Genomic DNA, 16734 nt, shown 5'->3' with positions numbered 1-16734 from the left:
GAATTTCGGATTCTATACTAAAAAGGGTCCGGAATTCGGGTATAAAGAAATGGGTACTAACTGATTCGAGCTTTTGTTAAATCCCTCCCTTAACCTAAAATAAAATAATGATAAACCATTATTTGGAATATAGCACAAAATAGGTAAAAAATAATCGTCATTTGGAATCATTTTACTGCTATAATTCATCCGTCAATGGAATTAGATAGGAAATCCTCCCCTCGTAGGATTTTAGTTTTATGGATTAAAGTGAAAATACTTTTAAAAAAACAACATTCATCAATAAACTTCTGAATAGTTTGCGGCACCCAAGTAAAAGGGTGCTGCTTTTCTTATTTTTTGGTAATAAACTGATAATATGGAAAAGGGGTGGCAAATTTGAAAAGTGAACAGCTGGAAGATATTCGGATCCTGCAGCAAGAATGTGAACGGGAAGGTTTTACGTTAAAACTGAATTGGGAAACGCTTCGCAGTCGAAATGGTGTTCATAAGAATGATTTTCTCCACTATGATGGATTGAAGCTTGTTGGTTTTCTTGGTCTTTACGATTTTGGAAACAAAGCGGAGATGTGCGGGATGGTGCACCCCGACTACCGGAGGCAAGGCATTTTTACTAAGCTGCTGGAAGAGGCGATAAGGAGTGCCGTGGAGCGCAACTATAAGGTGATTCTCTTGAACTCACCTGCTCAATCACATTCTGGGACAGAATTTTTGAAACAGCTCCCATGTGAGTTTGCTTTTTCAGAGTTTCAAATGAAGTGGTCCGAAACGGAGCTTGATGATTATGATGATGCAGTCGTTCGCCCTTCACGGAGAGATGATGAGGAAACGGAAATTCAGCTGGATATTCAATGTTTCCGATTTACGGAACGAGAGGCGAAGGATTATTATCGGCGCATCTTATATGAGGATACTCTGAAAACCATGATGATTGAAAAGGGCGGCCGCGCAGTCGGTAAGATCCGTGTTGATCACTCAGGCGGGGAAGCGTGGATTTATGGATTTTCCATTTTGCCAAAATACCAGGGAAAAGGACTTGGAAGAAAAGCATTGAAAAAGGTTGTAGCCGAACAATGCCAGCTGGGATATGATATTTTTCTCGAGGTCGAGGCGACTAATGAGCATGCGTTAAGACTCTATGAATCTTGTGGCTTCAAAACGATTCAAAGACAGGATTATTATCAATACAAAGGTTGAAGGGAATTTGACGACAAAGAGTGTTAGGGGGGATGGGAAGGATGTTGACATTATTCAATTATAACTGGCAGGTGAGAAGGGAATGGTTCAAGTGGTGCCGATCCTTGCCGAATGAGGAGCTGAAACGGCAGCGTACGGGAGGGATGGGCAATATATTGCGGACACTTGCCCATATTATCGATGTCGAATGCAGCTGGATCAGGGCCATACAAGGGAGGCCTGATGTCGCGATCGATTTGGACGCTTATGATACGATCGGAAAAGTGGAGGATTTATCTAACCAATATCACTCAGAGATCATGGACTATTTGAACTCGGATGCAATTGAAGAAGGGCATGGAATGGTTCAGCCATCCTGGATGGAGGGGACATATGAAAAAGGCAGGATATTGCGCCATCTCATAGCGCACGAAATTCACCATATAGGCCAGCTGTCCATCTGGTCGAGGGAGATGGGCATCGAACCGGTATCCGCCAGTTTAATAGATCGGGATTTATAGGTTTGCCGTTTCAAAGGGTTTCCCTGAAAAAAGAGCGTAAGGAACATATTTGAAAACCATACGATGTTAGCAGGCTGGTTCATTTTCATGGGCCAGCTTTCTCTATCAGGGGAGATTCTCCCTAAGGATACAAAGGGTTTCTATGATGATTTATATACATGATTGAAGGTATATCGAGCTAGGCGCTCTGGATGAAAATGGGTAAAAAATACCATTTATTCAAAATTCATAATATTAAGGTAAATTTTGGCGATAATTCGACAAAATCATGATATATTATTCTAGCATTTTACAAAACTAGAAGGGTTGTGAAGTATGTCGTACAAGTTGCATGTTAAGAAGATGCTCGCACCGATTCTTGCTGTGAGTTTGATTGCAGCGCCATTTACCGTACCGGGGGAGGCATCCGCCAAAGAGTCTAATAAGAAACCGGCCACGACTGAACCATTTATCATTTCAGCTCCTACTGTTCATTACTCAAAAGGCACCAAAGCGACTGTAACGGTCACACCGAAAAAGGGGAACAAAGGAAATGAAACCGTTGTCTTTCAACTAATGAATGGGACGAAGGTCATTTCACAATCAGCCGTTGAGGCGGATATTAAATCGGCCCAAAAGTTTTCGGCGTACTTCAACTCGTACAAATCGGGTTATTGGGTTAACGTATCGGTTGTCTCCAATTATAACGGCCAGACGAGTGACTTCGGCAAAAGCCTGGCAGCCTCCGTTTCAGATGCACCATTTGAACTAAGGGTCATGGAAACGACTGATATACACACCAATCTGGTGAGCTATGATTATTATAAGGATGCCATATCGGACTCCGTCGGCTTTTCCCGCACGGCATCTTTAATCAAACAGGCTCGAAAAGAAGTGAAAAATAGCGTTTTAGTGGATAACGGCGACCTTATTCAAGGGACTCCCCTTGGTACGTACAAAGCGAAAATAGCGCCTCTGAAAAAGGGTGAAGTTCATCCCGTTTATAAAGCGATGAACTTGCTTGATTATGATGTGGCCACATTTGGCAATCATGAATTCAATTATGGTTTATCTTATTTGGACGAGGCCATCAACGATGCGAACTTCCCTTACGTCAATGCCAATGTTTATAAAAAGGATAAAGACAACAATCCAAAGAATGATAAAAATAAATATGCTCCTTATAAAATCGTCACGAAGAAAGTGAAGGACATCAATGGAAAGGAAAAATCAGTAAAAATAGGATGCATTGGATTTGCCCCTCCGCAAATCATGGATTGGGATAAAGCGAATCTAGACGGGAAGGTCATGACAAAGGAAATCGTCACCACCGCAAAAAAATATGTACCTGAAATGAAGAAAAAAGGCGCGGATGTCATCGTGGCCCTCACACATTCCGGGTTTAATGGCGATACCAAGAATACCGAGGATGTCATCTATTCATTAAGCAAGGTTTCCGGCATCGATGCCATCACGTTCTCCCACACGCATAAAGTCTTCCCGGCACAAGATGAGGCTTCTTTAGACAGCCTATTCAAAGATAGCCAAGGAAAGGTTCTTGAAGGCGTGGATAATAAAAAGGGTACCATCAATGGTGTACCAGCCGTTCAAGCAGGATATGGCGGCAGTCATCTCGGGATCATCGATCTTGATATCCAAAATATCAAGGGAAAATGGAAAGTCGTCAATTCCGATTCATCAACACGGGCAATCAACGACAAAATAACAGGAAAAAAAGCGGCTGAAGATGCATCTGTCGTCAAAGCCGTGAAGAAGGATCACGAAGGAACGATCAAGTATGTTAACACGCCAATCGGAACGACTACAGCTCCAATTCATAGTTATTTCGCCCTTGTGCAAGACGATCCTTCCGTACAGGTCGTGACGAGCGCACAGAAATGGTATGTAGAAAAATACATTCAAAGCAACCGCCCTGAATACAAAGACCTGCCCATCCTCTCTGTAGGAGCACCATTCAAAGCGGGTCGCAATGGCGTAGAGGAATTCACGGAAATCAAGGAAGGCGGACTGACCATCCGCAGCGCCGGTGATTTATATTTATACGATAATACCTTAAAGGCAATCAAGATCAAAGGGTCAGTGGTTAAAGAGTGGCTTGAGATGTCTGCCGGGAAATATAATACGATCGATCCTGCCAAGTCTGAGGAACAGGAGCTGCTTAATGGAAAGTTCGCCGTTTATAATTTTGATGTGATTGACGGTGTCACGTACCAAATCGATGTCACCAAGGCTCCGCGCTATGATGAAAAAGGGATAAAAGTGTCGGATTCAAGCAGGATTGCAGATTTGAAATATAATGGTGAACCAGTGGACCCGAATCAAGATTTCATCGTCGTGACGAATAATTACCGTGCTTCGGGCGGGGGGAACTTCCCGGGAGTCAAGGGCAGCGAATATGTGGTTGACTCTGCGGATGAAAATCGCCAAATCTTGATGGATTACATCACACAAGAGGGTGAGATCAATCCAACCGCTGATAATAACTGGTCGATAGCCCCGATTTCAGGCAAGGTGAACGTTACTTTCACCTCATCGCCAAAAGGTGCGGAATATTTAAAGGAAGACAGCCCGATTTCCTATACAGGCAAAAAGGATGATAAAGGCTTTGGCATTTACAAATACAATTTGGGGAAAGAAAACGTTAAGGTGCAACTGCTCGGGATCAATGATCTTCACGGCCAGCTTGATACGACCTCCGATTTTGGCGGCATCAAACAAGGGCGTGCCGATTATTTAGCCGCTCACTTGAAGCAGCGTAAGGCTGAAAACCCTGAAAATACACTTTTACTTTCGGCAGGGGATGCCGTTGGGGCAAGTGCACCCGTTTCTTCTTTGATCCAGGATAAACCGACGCTTCAGTTTTTGAATGATATGAAATTCGATGTCGGAACTGTTGGGAACCATGAGTTCGACAAAGGGGTAGAAACCTTGATGGCTCAGATCAATGGCGGAAAGTCGCCAACATCCGATGTGGTATTCGATAAATTGAACTTTCCATATGTAGTGGCCAATGTCGTATATAAAGACACGAAAAAACCGATTTTGGACCCTTACGTCATAAAAAAGGTCGGCGGGGTTGATATTGGGTTCATAGGTGTAGTCACGAATGCAACACCTCAAAAAGTAAGTCCGGATGGCATTAAGAATGTGGAATTCATAGAACAGGCATCTGCCGTAAATAAGGCGGTTAGTGAGTTAAAAGGTAAAGGCGTCAAATCGATCGTGATCATCTCACATGACCCAGGCACGGAAAAGGAAGGGGTCATCACAGGCGAAGTGGCTGATCTTGCCAATGCCGTGGATGATGAAGTGGATGTGATCTTAGCCGGAGATAATCATGCAAAGGTCAATAACTATGTCGATAATAAATTGATCGTACAAGCTTACTCTTATGGAACGGCTTTTGAAGATGTGGATTTGGAAATCGATCCAAGCACAAAGGATATTGTCAAAAAGTCAGCGGAGATTGTTACGGTTACACAAGATGGCATCACACCGGATGCCGGGACGACGAAATTCATCAACGACTACCTGGACATGTTCCCCGAGCTGAAAGCTCCGCTTGGGACAACGGACGAGAAAATTTTAAGAACCAATGCCTATACGCAGGAAACGGGCCTTGGAAATTTAATTGCCGATTCAATGAAGGCCGATTTGAACTCCGATTTTGCCTTCATGAATCCAGGCGGAATCCGTGCAGATATTCCAAAGGGGGAAGTCACTTTTTCCGATTTAGCGAAAATCCAGCCGTTCGGAAACGTATTGGTTAAGCTGGAACTGACTGGAGCGGAAGTGAAAACGTTGCTTCAACAGCAATGGATCGTGGAAGGATCTCCGAAAACTTTGCAAATTTCTGGACTGAGCTATACAGCCGACTTCAGTAAACCTGTCACGGAGCGTGTCACCTTATTGAAGAAAGCGGACGGAACACCGATCAAGGATACTGAAACATACACGGTGGCCGTCAATGATTTCATGGCAAGCGGCGGTGATAACTATACCGTCCTGAAAGGAAAAGAGCGTGTGTTTGGACATGCAGACCTGGAAGCATTCGTTAACTATGTGAAAGAGACCTTTAAAGGCGGAAAGATCACGGCAGGAATTGAAGGCAGAATTACGAATATCAATAATTAGTTGTGGTTTACTCGTAAAAATAGCACATTTACTTGTGAGTTTAGCGGGTTTACTCGTGAAAATTGAGCAATTACTCGTGAGTTTTCAACTTTTACTCGTGAAACTCTAAAGGGAGCGCTCCTTAATAGAAGGGGCGCTCTTTTTTGTGATTAATAGTTTCTGAAAATGGAAAAGTTCAATCTAAATAGCAAGGTGACCCATGCTATATAGGGAATCATTGCTAAACCTGATATACGGTCTATTTTATAAAACTCGAATGCCGTCAATGTTATCAAGGTCAGCAGTCCCATAATCGTATAAAGGCTGGTCCAAGCAATGGGGAAAGTCCAGGAAGGAGGAGCAAAAGCAGGTTTCTTGAGTTTGTCATAAATTTCTTTTGAATTCCTTGTGGCGAATATCCCTACAAGTGATCTTTCGACGACAGGTACCAATACACTTTTAGCCAATATTCCGTAGTTCATAATGCAATCCATTTCTTTCTTCATTTCTTATACCTTTATTTTCACACCTGAAAATAAAACATCCCCTTTAATCAAGAAGTGTAACTTTCTTCCAAATTTTACGTCGGTACTATTAAGAAAAGGGGGGAATACCGATGAACCGTAAAACAATGATGCTAATGTTCAGTTTGTTCCTTTTACTTGCTGGATGCAGCAGTAACGAAAAAGATGATTCAGCATCGGAATCACAGGATGAAAAGGCGGAAAGTAAAATGGACGCTTCCATTTACGGGAATAAGGTGCAGGAAGAAGCAGCGGAAAAGGAAGGGATGACGGATGAAAGAAAGGTCATCCATCAGGCCCAGCTTGAGTTGAAGGTGAAGAACCTTGAAAAGGCACAAATGAAGATTGAGAATAAGGCGGCAGGATATGGCGGATATGTTGTTGAGTCCAATGTATACAGGGAAGATGAAGAACTGGTGGAAGGAACGATCACTGTTCGGGTCCCTGAAGCCCATTTTCAGGATTTTCTAACCGATAGCGAGGGCGAGGCTTCAGAAGTGGTCGGAAGGAATGTGACAGGACAGGATGTAACGGAGCAATATGTGGATTTAAAAGCAAGATTGAAGTCAAAGAGGGCAGTGGAGGAAAGGTTACTTGCATTCATGAAGGATGCTGAGAAGACGGAAGATTTGCTGAAAATATCATCCGATCTTGCCGTGGTGCAAGAAGAAATAGAGCAGCTGACCGGGCAAATGAAGTATCTTGAAAACCAGACCTCATATTCGACGGTCACCATCACGTTATCACAGGACAGGATAGTTGTGCCGGGCATTGATAATAAGGAATTGAATACATGGGAGAGGACAAAGAAACAACTTGCAACGAGTGCGAATCTATTACTTAAAGCGGGTTCAGGAATCATTGTTTTTATAATCGGAAACTTGCCGATCCTCATTATTTTAGGCGGAGCTGGTGCGGTGGTCCATTGGGTGATCAAAAGAAGGGGTAAAAGGTGAAGGAATGAAATAGAGGGTGCCAATTAGATTGGGCACCCTCTGGCATTTATCTTTTCCGTTTATGCAAGCCGGTCACATAATACAGGACTACCAACAGTAAGATCCAAATCGGACCAACGATTAGAGCGATTCTTGTATCTGCTGAAAAACCGAGTACGATCATTACGAATACTAAAAAGGCTAAAGTGAAATAAGAAGTCAATGGGAAAAGAGGCATCTTGTAAGATAAGCCTTGTTTTTCTCCCTGACTCATTTTTCGTCTAGACATAATCTGTGTGACAAGTATCGTTCCCCATGTCCAGAGGGCGCCGAATGTAGCGACACTTGTGACGTAAGTGAAAACTTTATCGGCTTCCATGTAGTTAAGGTAAACGCCGAAAAGAAGTACGATAGCCGAAACGATAATGGCAACGCCAGGAACGCCTGACTTTGTTGTACGTTCGAAACTTTTTGGTGATTCACCTTGCTGTGCCAGGTTGAATAACATTCTTCCTGTACTGAAGATCCCGCTGTTACAAGATGAAAGGGCTGCTGTCAGTACGACAAACTGAATGATTCCTGCTGCGCCTGGTATACCGATTTTATCAAACATCATAACGAATGGACTGTTTTCTCCATTCATTTCATCCCATGGAGTGATTGATAAAATGACCGTCAGAGCTAAAACGTAAAAAAGTAAAATCCGATAAAAAACGGTATCGATGGCTCTTTTTAAAGATTTTTCAGGGTTTTTAACTTCACCTGCGGTTACACCGAGCATTTCAATTCCCAAATAGGCGAACATGACCATTTGGAACGAGAGGATGACTCCAGAAATCCCATTAGGGAAAAATCCGCCATTTTCAACAAGGTTGCCGAAACCGACCGCGATTCCGCCGTTCCCCAAACCAAAGATGATCATTCCGAAGCCAAGGACAATCATCAGGATGATCGTTACGATTTTAATGAGGGCGAACCAAAACTCCAATTCACCGTAAGCTTTTACAGCAAGAAAGTTAATCGTTGTCATGATGGCAAGTGCGGCTAACGCCCAAGCCCATTGCGGAGTATCAGGGAACCAAAATTGCATGTAGATTCCGACTGCCGTAATTTCAGCCATACAGGTGGCGATCCAAACGAACCAGTAATTCCATCCGGTAATATATCCGGCAAGAGGACCGACAAATTCGCTTGCGTAGCGGCTGAAGGAGCCTGCGACTGGATTTTTTATTGCCATTTCACCTAGTGCACGCATGATAAGATAGATCATAAGTCCGCCAATGGCATAAGAAATGATGATTGCTGGACCGGCTAATTTAATCGCAGATGCCGAGCCGAGAAATAAACCGACTCCAATGGCTGCGCCAAGAGACATTAATGCGATATGTCTTTCTTCCAAACCTCTATGTAGTTGAGATTCTTTGGAGTTTTGCATAATTTTCCCCTTTTCTATGTTGGAGTTTAATTTTCTCTATCTAGCATTTTATCACTAGTAGAGGAGAATACATATTATTTATTGATTTTTCACATAATATTACAACTAAATAATATATTTTAATAGGATGAATGTAAAGTAAAAAATGAAAACGCTTACCACAGGAGTGATCCCATGTTTTTTCTCGTATAATAATGATTCGAAACTATTTATAATGCTATACAAACAAAATATAATTATGTGATTTTTCGAAAAATTTAGACATTTAAAAGTGAAAAAGCTGTCCCAAAGATAAGGAACAGCTTGGTTTAGTTTCATCATTGCCAGCCGTTGCTAGTGATGGAGTAATGAAAAGAGAGGGAATAAAGAAAGCGGGCGCGAGTAATATGGACTGGGCAAATCTTGATTCATGTTTTGTGAACATGTGATTCCTCCATAATTCTATTCATACCCATTTCCAGAGAAATTGGCATGTATATGTAAAGTTATGGATATTAGCCGCTTTTTCCTTCTGGATTGTCAAAAATGAGAGAAAACAGCTAGTGATGCTTAGCGGAATTTAGTGAAATAGCCCGGGAAATATCGAAGGCTGTCATGGAAATGACACGAAAAACCGTCAGCATGCTACTGACGGTTTTTTTTACTCTGTTTTATAAGAAGACTTTGAATGAAACTCAATAAAAATGATCCGATTAAAGCCCCCCAAAAAGAATCTATTACAAAGCCACTGACAATATAGGAAGTGATTTGGAATGTGAAGGCATTGATAATGAAAGAAAACAACCCGAACGTCAGGATGGTGATCGGCAATGTGATAAGTTGGAGGATGGGTCTAACCAGCAAGTTCATGATCGATAATATAAAAACCGCCAGCAAGGCAGTTCCGTAAGATTTGATCGTGATGGAGTCGAGAAGCCAGTCAATAACGAGCAATACCAGCCCGTTGATAAGAAAACGCATGATTATGTTCATGAAAAACTCCTCCTGAAGACACTTTCTACAAGTCATTATACTAAAATTTAATGAATTTCAGTTATATGTTTGCAGAATTGTCACAAAAAAAGAGGATACGATAAGCATTCCCAGAATGGAATAGACGCTTTTTATTTAAAAGGTCCGTCGATTTCAGAAATCCGCTCCCTTTCCGCCGACCGTCTGCCAAGCCTCCTCGGCTAAGCGCCTGTGGCGTCTCGGCTAGCCAGTATTTCGGCAGGAGTGTCGCAATTTTCTTCCATCCAATGAGGATTACAGGTGAAAAAAACTTAAAGGATAAACTAGTTTTAAACTTGGTTCCGAATAGATATCTGCCTGCAGTTTTTATTTTAAAAAACATTTCGGTTGATTGGAACGGAAGGTACGAGACTCCTGCGGGAAAAGCGTGGCCAAGGGAGACCCCGCAGGCGACGCCGAGGAGGCTCCCGCCCGCCCGCGGAAAGCGAGTGCCTGTAGTGGAAATCAACTAACGTTCCCATTTACAAACCCACAAAAAAAAGACTGCCGGCAAACAAATATTATCTAGCTTGAATCATAAGGGTTCTATCTAAATAAACAAAGTTGATTGGAACGGAAGGTACGAGACTCCTGCGGGAAAAGCGTGGCCAAGGGAGACCCCGCAGGCGACGCCGAGGAGGCTCCCGGACCGCCCGCGGAAAGCGAGTGCCTGTAGTGGAAATCAACGTTTCCTTTTACAAACCCTCAAAAAGGACGTTTCAGCTAGTTTTCTTCAATCCGTTGCGGATTTTATAAAACAGTAAAAAACCATGAAGGATAACTTGTTTTTTGAAAAAATTATGGTTGGTGATAAGGCCATTCCGAACCCTATTTGTCTACAAAATGGGATTCATTAGGTTCTCTTTAGTTGTTGGCAATGATCTTTTCGAATTCACTTAATTCCAAAGTGTTTTTTAATTTGGGATTGGTGTTTAAGGAAAGAAGGGCACTTTCAATAAGAAAGGTTCGCGGTTCAACGTTTTGTAATAATTCCTCTTGGATAAAGTGAATCAATTTTAAGTTTTTAACCCGTTCCGCTTCATCATCTTGGCAAAGCCTCAAGATCATCTTTTTTAGGTCATTTGCAGAGTGCAGGAGTGCTGTATGAAAATCCTGCTGGTTATGGAAGCACTCAGGCAGCCATTGCTTGATGAGATCGGGTTCCAAAAGCTGTGCATTTGACTTGCTGACATCTTCGAAAATTGATTTAATCCTATCGACACAATAACGGATAATTTCAGTAGGGTTGAACTCGGGCTCTTTAGCCAAGGCATTAAAATGAATCGTTTGATGCATCATTCCCGAGTAAAGAATGGCACAGTCCAAAATATAAGGTTTTTTATCAGCACCGAAAATATCCAGAAACCGTTTTGATAACCAATGGATATGCTGGAATTTAGCATGAGTTATGAAGTTCTTAAGTTCGTTATCATTTGAAATCATTACTTCTTCATATAAGAAAAAGATTTTGTTGTTTTTGTTTGAGTGCATTTGTAATTCTGATTGTTTGATGAATATTTCAATATCTGCAAGGTTTTGCCCAATCAGCAATTCATTCCGCTCTTTTTCGAATTTTTCTTGCGAAGTTAGGAAGACTGCCTTAAGCAATTCGCTTTTAGAAGAAAAATAGTTGTAAAATGTTCCTTTTGAAATGCCGCTATAATCTAAAATATCCTGAATGGAAGTTGCTTGGTAACCCTTTTCAATAAATAATTGGTGCGCATATTTAACTACCATTTGTTTGCGCTCATTCATATATATCACCCTTACTCTTATTGGACGGTCATTTTAACGTAATAGTATCTTATTTTCTATATGAACACAAACCAGTATGTTTACAAATTCCCTAGCAAAATAAGGGGGATGGCCTTTTGTTTCAGCTGATTCAGGAAGGGCTCTGTTGAAAGATAGGATTCACAAAAACAATGAAAAATTCAGTTTCTATGCATCCGGCTATTCGTCATTCTGTAAATAAAGTCTGACGAAGTGAACAAAGTCACAGGAGAACAATTCGGTTTGTTATAAGATGAATAGAAGGAAAGAGGTAAAGTAGTTCAAAGTATCTATGATTATTCGTCAACCATTCTCGATTGCTATCCCATTGGTAGGGGAAATGATAAAATCACTCGTCATGAAGGAAAATCGCCTATAAGGGTCGTATACCATTATTAGGAATGGAATTATGTGAATAGGCCGTTCCTCCAGCGTTTATACCTTTTGCACTATCCATATTATGGATGTGTTTGGTGTTATATCATCAACGAATGAATAATGAACTGATTATTATATTAAAATTATTATAAATAAGTATTGATTTTTTTCTGAGAAGCTTTATCATTATATACATAAATAATAATGAAAAGGTGGTTCAATTATGTCGAATAAGAAAAACCTTACTACAAGCTGGGGAGCACCAGTTGGAGACAATCAAAACTCTATCACTGCCGGCGAACGCGGCCCTGTGCTCATTCAAGATGTACACTTATTGGAAAAGCTAGCCCACTTCAACCGTGAACGTGTCCCTGAACGTGTGGTTCATGCGAAGGGTGCCGGTGCATACGGCACTTTCGAAGTAACGAACGACCTTTCTCAGTACACGAAAGCTAAACTTTTCAATGGTGTGGGCAAGAAGACAGATCTTTTTATCCGTTTCTCCACAGTTGCAGGTGAATTGGGATCTGCAGATACAGTCCGTGATCCGCGTGGATTTGCCGTTAAATTCTACACCGAAGAAGGAAACTACGATATTGTCGGAAATAATACGCCAGTATTCTTTATTCGCGATGCGATTAAATTCCCCGACTTCATTCATACACAAAAGAGAGATCCTAAAACACATTTGAAAAATCCTACGGCTGTTTGGGATTTCTGGTCACATTCACCGGAGTCTCTGCACCAAGTGACGATCCTGATGTCCGATCGGGGCATTCCTGCTACACTTCGCCATACACATGGTTTCGGTAGCCACACATTTAAATGGGTGAATGCAGAAGGAAAAGGCGTTTGGGTGAAATACCACTTCAAAACAGAACAGGGCATCAAAAACCTAGATGTGGATCTTGCTGCAAAACTAGCAGGGGAAAACCCTGATTACCATACGGAAGATCTTTTCAATGCCATTGAAAAAGGGGACTTCCCTGCCTGGAAATTATATGTTCAAATCATGCCTCTGGAAGATGCGGATACATACCGTTTCGATCCATTCGATGTGACGAAGGTATGGTCTCAAAAGGATTATCCGCTGATTGAGCTTGGCCGTATGGAATTGAACAGAAATCCTGAAAACTACTTTGCTGAAGTAGAGCAAGCCACATTCTCACCGGGAACATTCGTACCGGGAATTGAGGCTTCCCCGGACAAGATGCTACAAGGGCGTCTATTCGCATACGGAGATGCACACCGTTACCGTGTGGGCTCGAACCATAACCAGCTTCCGGTTAACCGTCCGAAAGTGGAAGCGAACAACTATCAGCGTGATGGCTTCATGCGTGCAGATGACAATGGCAAGGGATCTGTTTATTATGAGCCGAATAGTTTTGGCGGCCCTGCCGAATCAACGGAAAATAAAGTCACTCCTTTCGAGGTGACCGGGAAAGCTGCACAAGTTGGTCATAATAGTGATGATCACTACACTCAAGCAGGTGACTTATACCGTCTATTGAGTGCCGAAGAGAAAACGCGCCTTGTTGACACAATCGTGGGTGCAATGAAACCTGTGGAATTAGAGGAAATCAAGCTTCGTCAAATCGGTCATTTTTATAAAGCCGATCCGGAATACGGAACGCGCATAGCCGAAGGTTTAGGTTTATCAGTACCGCAGGAAGTGTAATATATGGTTCTCCCAATCTAGTAAATGCAAAAGGCATCCATTCATGAATGGATGCCTTTTTTGTTTACGCAGGACGCCGTTTTTAAATGACATCCGACAAGTTCGTTAAGAATATATAGTTATAAATGTCTTCAGGGGAATTTTTGCAGTCAGATTAATTGGGGGCCAGTTAAGATCAACAGTAAAGGGTGGTATTAATGACCAGTAAAAAGGTTCGGGTGTTAGTGGGCAGTCCAATTTACCAAAAACCACATATTTTACAAAAGTTCCTGCTTTCACTCAAACGGTTGGATGCGGAGGGGAAGGAACTTGCCTATTTCTTCATTGACGACAATGAAGATGAGCGATCAAGCCAGATGCTCGAAGATTTCAGTCAGGAGCAGAACAATGTCAAATTACTGGCATCCAATCAAAGCGATGTTTATGTGTGTAATGGCACTACCCACTACTGGAATGAAAATTTGGTATGGAAGGTCGCGGATTTCAAAAATATGATAATCGAACATGCGATCAAAGAACAATATGATTATTTATTTCTAATCGATTCAGACCTCCTGCTATATCCTCAGACCATCAACCAGCTTATATCTGCAAATAAGGATATCACCTCTAATATCTTCTGGACAAAATGGCAGCCTGATGCCGAAGAGCGGCCTCAAGTATGGTTATATGATGAATATACCCAATGGGAGATATCACGCGGTCAGGCGTTGACGGACTCGGAGATCAACACACGTTATCAATCGTTCATCCGACAGATGCGAACACCTGGTGTTCATAAAGTTGGGGGACTGGGTGCCTGTACACTCATCAGCCAAAAAGCTTTGAAAGCTGGGGTGAATTTTAATAGAATCGAGAATCTGACATTTTGGGGTGAAGACCGGCATTTTTGCATCCGTGCAGCAGCTTTAGGGATTTCGATGTATGTTGATACCCACTTACCCGCTTATCATATATACAGGGATTCGGATTTGGAAGGTGCGATGGAATTTCTTGATCGAACGGATATGGGGGAAGGTTCAAAGGTAGCATCACATCCTAAATTAACGCTGAGCATGGTCATGAAAAATGAAAGCGAGCGCTATCTAAGGAAGGTTTTAGAGGAAATTCGTGATTATTGATGACGGCAGCACGGACAATTCCGCAGAGGTTTGTTTAGAGGTATTGAAAGGGATACCGGTGCGTATCATCAGGAATGACATCTCCAAGTTCTCCAATGAAATTGAACTTCGTAAAATGCAATGGACAGAGACAGTGAAGTCAAATCCCGACTGGATTTTAAATCTTGACGCCGATGAAGTGTTTGAAAATAGGTTCAAAGAGGAAGTCAGGCAGCTGATAAGCGATCGAGAAGTGGATGTATATTGCTTCCGGTTATATGACTTTTGGAATGAAACCCATTACAGGGAGGATGAACACTGGTGCGCTCACCAGTATTACCGGCCGTTCCTGGTCAGATATCGGGAGGGGTTTGAATGCAAATGGAACGATAGGCCGCAGCATTGCGGTAGATTTGCCGAAAATGTCTTTGAATTGCCTCACAAGTTATCCGACATACGATTGAAGCATCTGGGCTGGGTCAAAAAAGAAGATCGGTTGGCGAAATTCAAAAGATATCGGGAATTAGACCCTGATGGTACGTATGGAAGTACTGAGCAATATCAAAGCATTCTGGATGAAAACCCCAATTTGATTCGTTTTGAGGAGTGACTTTTGCTTTGGCAATAATTGAATCGAATCTGCATACATTTGGGTAAGAGGAGGTGCAGTATGGACGTTTTTGTGCGGCAAAATGATTCCTTGTGGTATTATAGCCAATTATTCAAGGTGAATTACCAACTTATCATTGATTCCAATAGTGGGATTGATCCACTTGCACTTATGATTGGCCAACAAATCAAAATACCTGGCTTTACGACGACCGGCTATATCATAAAGCAAGGTGATTCGTTATGGGCAATTGCCAGGTCACGCAATCTTTCATTGGATGCCCTATTTTTAGTTAATCCCAATCTCAACCCGAATGCCTTGCAGGTCGGTCAGACAATTTCCGTGCCATTAAGGATTACGTGGAGGCTCATTCAAGGTAATCGGGAATATGCTTATGAGACGATGATGACCGATGTTAGACGTTTGAAAACAATCTATCCATTTATAAAAACCTCCCCCATCGGAGACTCCGTGCTTGAAAGGGATATCCCCGAAGTTCTGATTGGAAATGGCAACAAACGAGTTCACTATAATGGTTCCTTTCATGCGAATGAGTGGATAACGACGCCTGTGATCATGACCTTTTTAAATGATTATTTACTTGCAATCACGAATCAGGCTGACATCCGCGGTCTAGATATGTTTCCCTTTTATCAACAGACGATGCTGTCGATCGTCCCAATGGTGAATCCGGACGGAGTGGAGTTGGTTTTGAAAGGATCGCCTGCAGATGAGTCTTGGAGAGGACGGCTCATCGAATGGAATAATGGCAGCGAAGACTTCTCTGGCTGGAAAGCCAATATTAACGGGGTGGATCTGAATGATCAATTTCCCGCCAAATGGGAACTGGAGCAAGCTCGCAATAATGTAACGGAGCCGGGTCCGGCAAATTATCCAGGGGAAGGGCCGCTTACACAGCCAGAGGCCATTGCAATGTCAGAGTTGACAAAAAAACGTGATTTTGGCAAAGTCCTTGCTTTCCACACCCAAGGAGAGGTCATTTATTGGGGGTTTGAAGGTTTGGAACCACCCGAGTCGGAAACGATAGTCAATGAGTTTGCGAGGGTCAGTGGATATGAGCCTGTCAAATCCGCCGGTAGTTACGCAGGGTATAAGGATTGGTACATTCAGGATTGGCGCAGGCCCGGGTTTACCGTGGAGCTGGGCAAAGGAACGAATCCCCTTCCCATATCACAGTTCGATGAGATTTATCAGAAGTCGCTTGGGATTTTCTTGGCAGGGTTATATATGTGAAATTTGACCAAATAAAAAAGCTCAACTCCGTTTCCATGGGGTAGAGCTTCTTAGTCTTATAAACTATTAGACTTGAAACGATGAGGGCTGCTGCAAAAATAAGTAAAGTTATGCTTTACTTATCGATTGCATGATTAAATTGCTTTTTAGCTTGAAATGAACGGACATTTTCCATGCCTCGGTTATATTGCAGCCCCTACCAAAAGGAAATCTAATAGTTTTACGGTAAAGAAGTTTACCTTCCTTA

At 42.3% G+C, this 16734-nt stretch carries 13 protein-coding genes; 8 read left to right on the top strand and 5 right to left on the bottom strand.

The features are described from left to right. The first annotated feature begins 378 nt into the window (after positions 1 to 378). The 3 genes from ACJ9PY_RS24360 (at position 379) to ACJ9PY_RS24350 (ending at position 5831) form a co-directional block, all read left to right on the top strand. Positions 379 to 1197: a GNAT family N-acetyltransferase gene (locus ACJ9PY_RS24360; protein ID WP_106027099.1), complete on the top strand. Its 819-nt coding sequence runs from the start codon at positions 379 to 381 to the stop codon at positions 1195 to 1197. 41 nt (positions 1198 to 1238) lie between these two features. Then, complete coding sequence (locus ACJ9PY_RS24355) at positions 1239 to 1697, top strand: DinB family protein (protein WP_268936148.1); 459 nt, start codon at positions 1239 to 1241, stop codon at positions 1695 to 1697. A gap of 315 nt (positions 1698 to 2012) precedes the next feature. Next, the gene (locus ACJ9PY_RS24350; RefSeq protein ID WP_411739188.1) at positions 2013 to 5831 is read left to right on the top strand and encodes a bifunctional 2',3'-cyclic-nucleotide 2'-phosphodiesterase/3'-nucleotidase; all 3819 of its coding nucleotides are present in this window, start codon (positions 2013 to 2015) and stop codon (positions 5829 to 5831) included. A 149-nt stretch (positions 5832 to 5980) separates the two neighbouring features. Here the strand turns inward: ACJ9PY_RS24350 and ACJ9PY_RS24345 are convergent, their stop codons facing one another. Beyond that, entirely contained in the window at positions 5981 to 6316 is a 336-nt protein-coding gene (locus tag ACJ9PY_RS24345; protein WP_411739187.1) for a TspO/MBR family protein, read from the bottom strand. Positions 6317 to 6426: 110 nt separating this feature from the next. Here ACJ9PY_RS24345 and ACJ9PY_RS24340 point away from each other — a divergent pair, with 110 nt between their 5' ends. Continuing rightward, positions 6427 to 7290, top strand: coding sequence for a DUF4349 domain-containing protein (locus ACJ9PY_RS24340; protein WP_411739186.1), 864 nt, complete (start codon positions 6427 to 6429; stop codon positions 7288 to 7290). 46 nt (positions 7291 to 7336) lie between these two features. On the opposite strand, the gene ACJ9PY_RS24335 is transcribed toward ACJ9PY_RS24340, so the two are convergent. The 4 genes from ACJ9PY_RS24335 to ACJ9PY_RS24320 all read right to left on the bottom strand — a co-directional run bounded on the left by ACJ9PY_RS24335 (position 7337) and on the right by ACJ9PY_RS24320 (position 11449). Beyond that, positions 7337 to 8704, bottom strand: coding sequence for an amino acid permease (locus ACJ9PY_RS24335; protein ID WP_057278004.1), 1368 nt, complete (start codon positions 8702 to 8704; stop codon positions 7337 to 7339). 265 nt (positions 8705 to 8969) lie between these two features. Continuing rightward, positions 8970 to 9128 (bottom strand): hypothetical protein, encoded by a 159-nt coding sequence (locus ACJ9PY_RS24330; RefSeq protein WP_411739185.1) that lies wholly within the window; start codon positions 9126 to 9128, stop codon positions 8970 to 8972. 200 nt (positions 9129 to 9328) lie between these two features. Then, positions 9329 to 9676, bottom strand: coding sequence for a phage holin family protein (locus ACJ9PY_RS24325; protein ID WP_411739184.1), 348 nt, complete (start codon positions 9674 to 9676; stop codon positions 9329 to 9331). 882 nt (positions 9677 to 10558) lie between these two features. After that, positions 10559 to 11449 (bottom strand): TetR/AcrR family transcriptional regulator, encoded by an 891-nt coding sequence (locus tag ACJ9PY_RS24320; RefSeq protein WP_057278002.1) that lies wholly within the window; start codon positions 11447 to 11449, stop codon positions 10559 to 10561. 619 nt (positions 11450 to 12068) lie between these two features. Between ACJ9PY_RS24320 and katA the strand changes: the two genes are divergently transcribed. The 4 genes from katA to ACJ9PY_RS24300 all read left to right on the top strand — a co-directional run bounded on the left by katA (position 12069) and on the right by ACJ9PY_RS24300 (position 16487). Further along, positions 12069 to 13523, top strand: coding sequence for a catalase KatA (katA, locus tag ACJ9PY_RS24315; protein WP_034310374.1), 1455 nt, complete (start codon positions 12069 to 12071; stop codon positions 13521 to 13523). Positions 13524 to 13720: 197 nt separating this feature from the next. Then, positions 13721 to 14644, top strand: coding sequence for a hypothetical protein (locus tag ACJ9PY_RS24310; RefSeq protein WP_411739183.1), 924 nt, complete (start codon positions 13721 to 13723; stop codon positions 14642 to 14644). After that, on the top strand, positions 14634 to 15233 hold the full coding sequence (locus ACJ9PY_RS24305) for a glycosyltransferase (RefSeq protein ID WP_411739182.1): 600 nt from the start codon (positions 14634 to 14636) through the stop codon (positions 15231 to 15233). Before ACJ9PY_RS24310 ends, ACJ9PY_RS24305 begins: the two co-directional genes overlap by 11 nt. A gap of 60 nt (positions 15234 to 15293) precedes the next feature. After that, positions 15294 to 16487, top strand: coding sequence for a M14 family metallopeptidase (locus ACJ9PY_RS24300; RefSeq protein ID WP_411739181.1), 1194 nt, complete (start codon positions 15294 to 15296; stop codon positions 16485 to 16487). Positions 16488 to 16734 lie beyond the last annotated feature (247 nt).

This window comes from Peribacillus sp. S4, assembly GCF_046715815.1.
Classification (GTDB): Bacteria; Bacillota; Bacilli; order Bacillales; family DSM-1321; genus Peribacillus; species Peribacillus frigoritolerans.
The sequence above is the reverse complement of the archived record's forward strand: the minus strand, read 5'-3'. Positions and strand labels throughout refer to the sequence as shown.

Bases quoted from the DNA above. Each gene is read 5' to 3' on its own strand.
- ACJ9PY_RS24350 (WP_411739188.1), top strand. From the start codon at position 2,013: ATGTCGTACAAGTTGCATGTTAAGAAGATGCTCGCACCGATTCTTGCT.
- ACJ9PY_RS24300 (WP_411739181.1), top strand. From the start codon at position 15,294: ATGGACGTTTTTGTGCGGCAAAATGATTCCTTGTGGTATTATAGCCAA.
- ACJ9PY_RS24345 (WP_411739187.1), bottom strand. From the start codon at position 6,316: ATGAAGAAAGAAATGGATTGCATTATGAACTACGGAATATTGGCTAAA.
- ACJ9PY_RS24355 (WP_268936148.1), top strand. From the start codon at position 1,239: ATGTTGACATTATTCAATTATAACTGGCAGGTGAGAAGGGAATGGTTC.
- ACJ9PY_RS24320 (WP_057278002.1), bottom strand. From the start codon at position 11,449: ATGAATGAGCGCAAACAAATGGTAGTTAAATATGCGCACCAATTATTT.
- ACJ9PY_RS24335 (WP_057278004.1), bottom strand. From the start codon at position 8,704: ATGCAAAACTCCAAAGAATCTCAACTACATAGAGGTTTGGAAGAAAGA.
- ACJ9PY_RS24330 (WP_411739185.1), bottom strand. From the start codon at position 9,128: ATGTTCACAAAACATGAATCAAGATTTGCCCAGTCCATATTACTCGCG.
- ACJ9PY_RS24340 (WP_411739186.1), top strand. From the start codon at position 6,427: ATGAACCGTAAAACAATGATGCTAATGTTCAGTTTGTTCCTTTTACTT.
- katA (WP_034310374.1), top strand. From the start codon at position 12,069: ATGTCGAATAAGAAAAACCTTACTACAAGCTGGGGAGCACCAGTTGGA.
- ACJ9PY_RS24325 (WP_411739184.1), bottom strand. From the start codon at position 9,676: ATGAACATAATCATGCGTTTTCTTATCAACGGGCTGGTATTGCTCGTT.
- ACJ9PY_RS24310 (WP_411739183.1), top strand. From the start codon at position 13,721: ATGACCAGTAAAAAGGTTCGGGTGTTAGTGGGCAGTCCAATTTACCAA.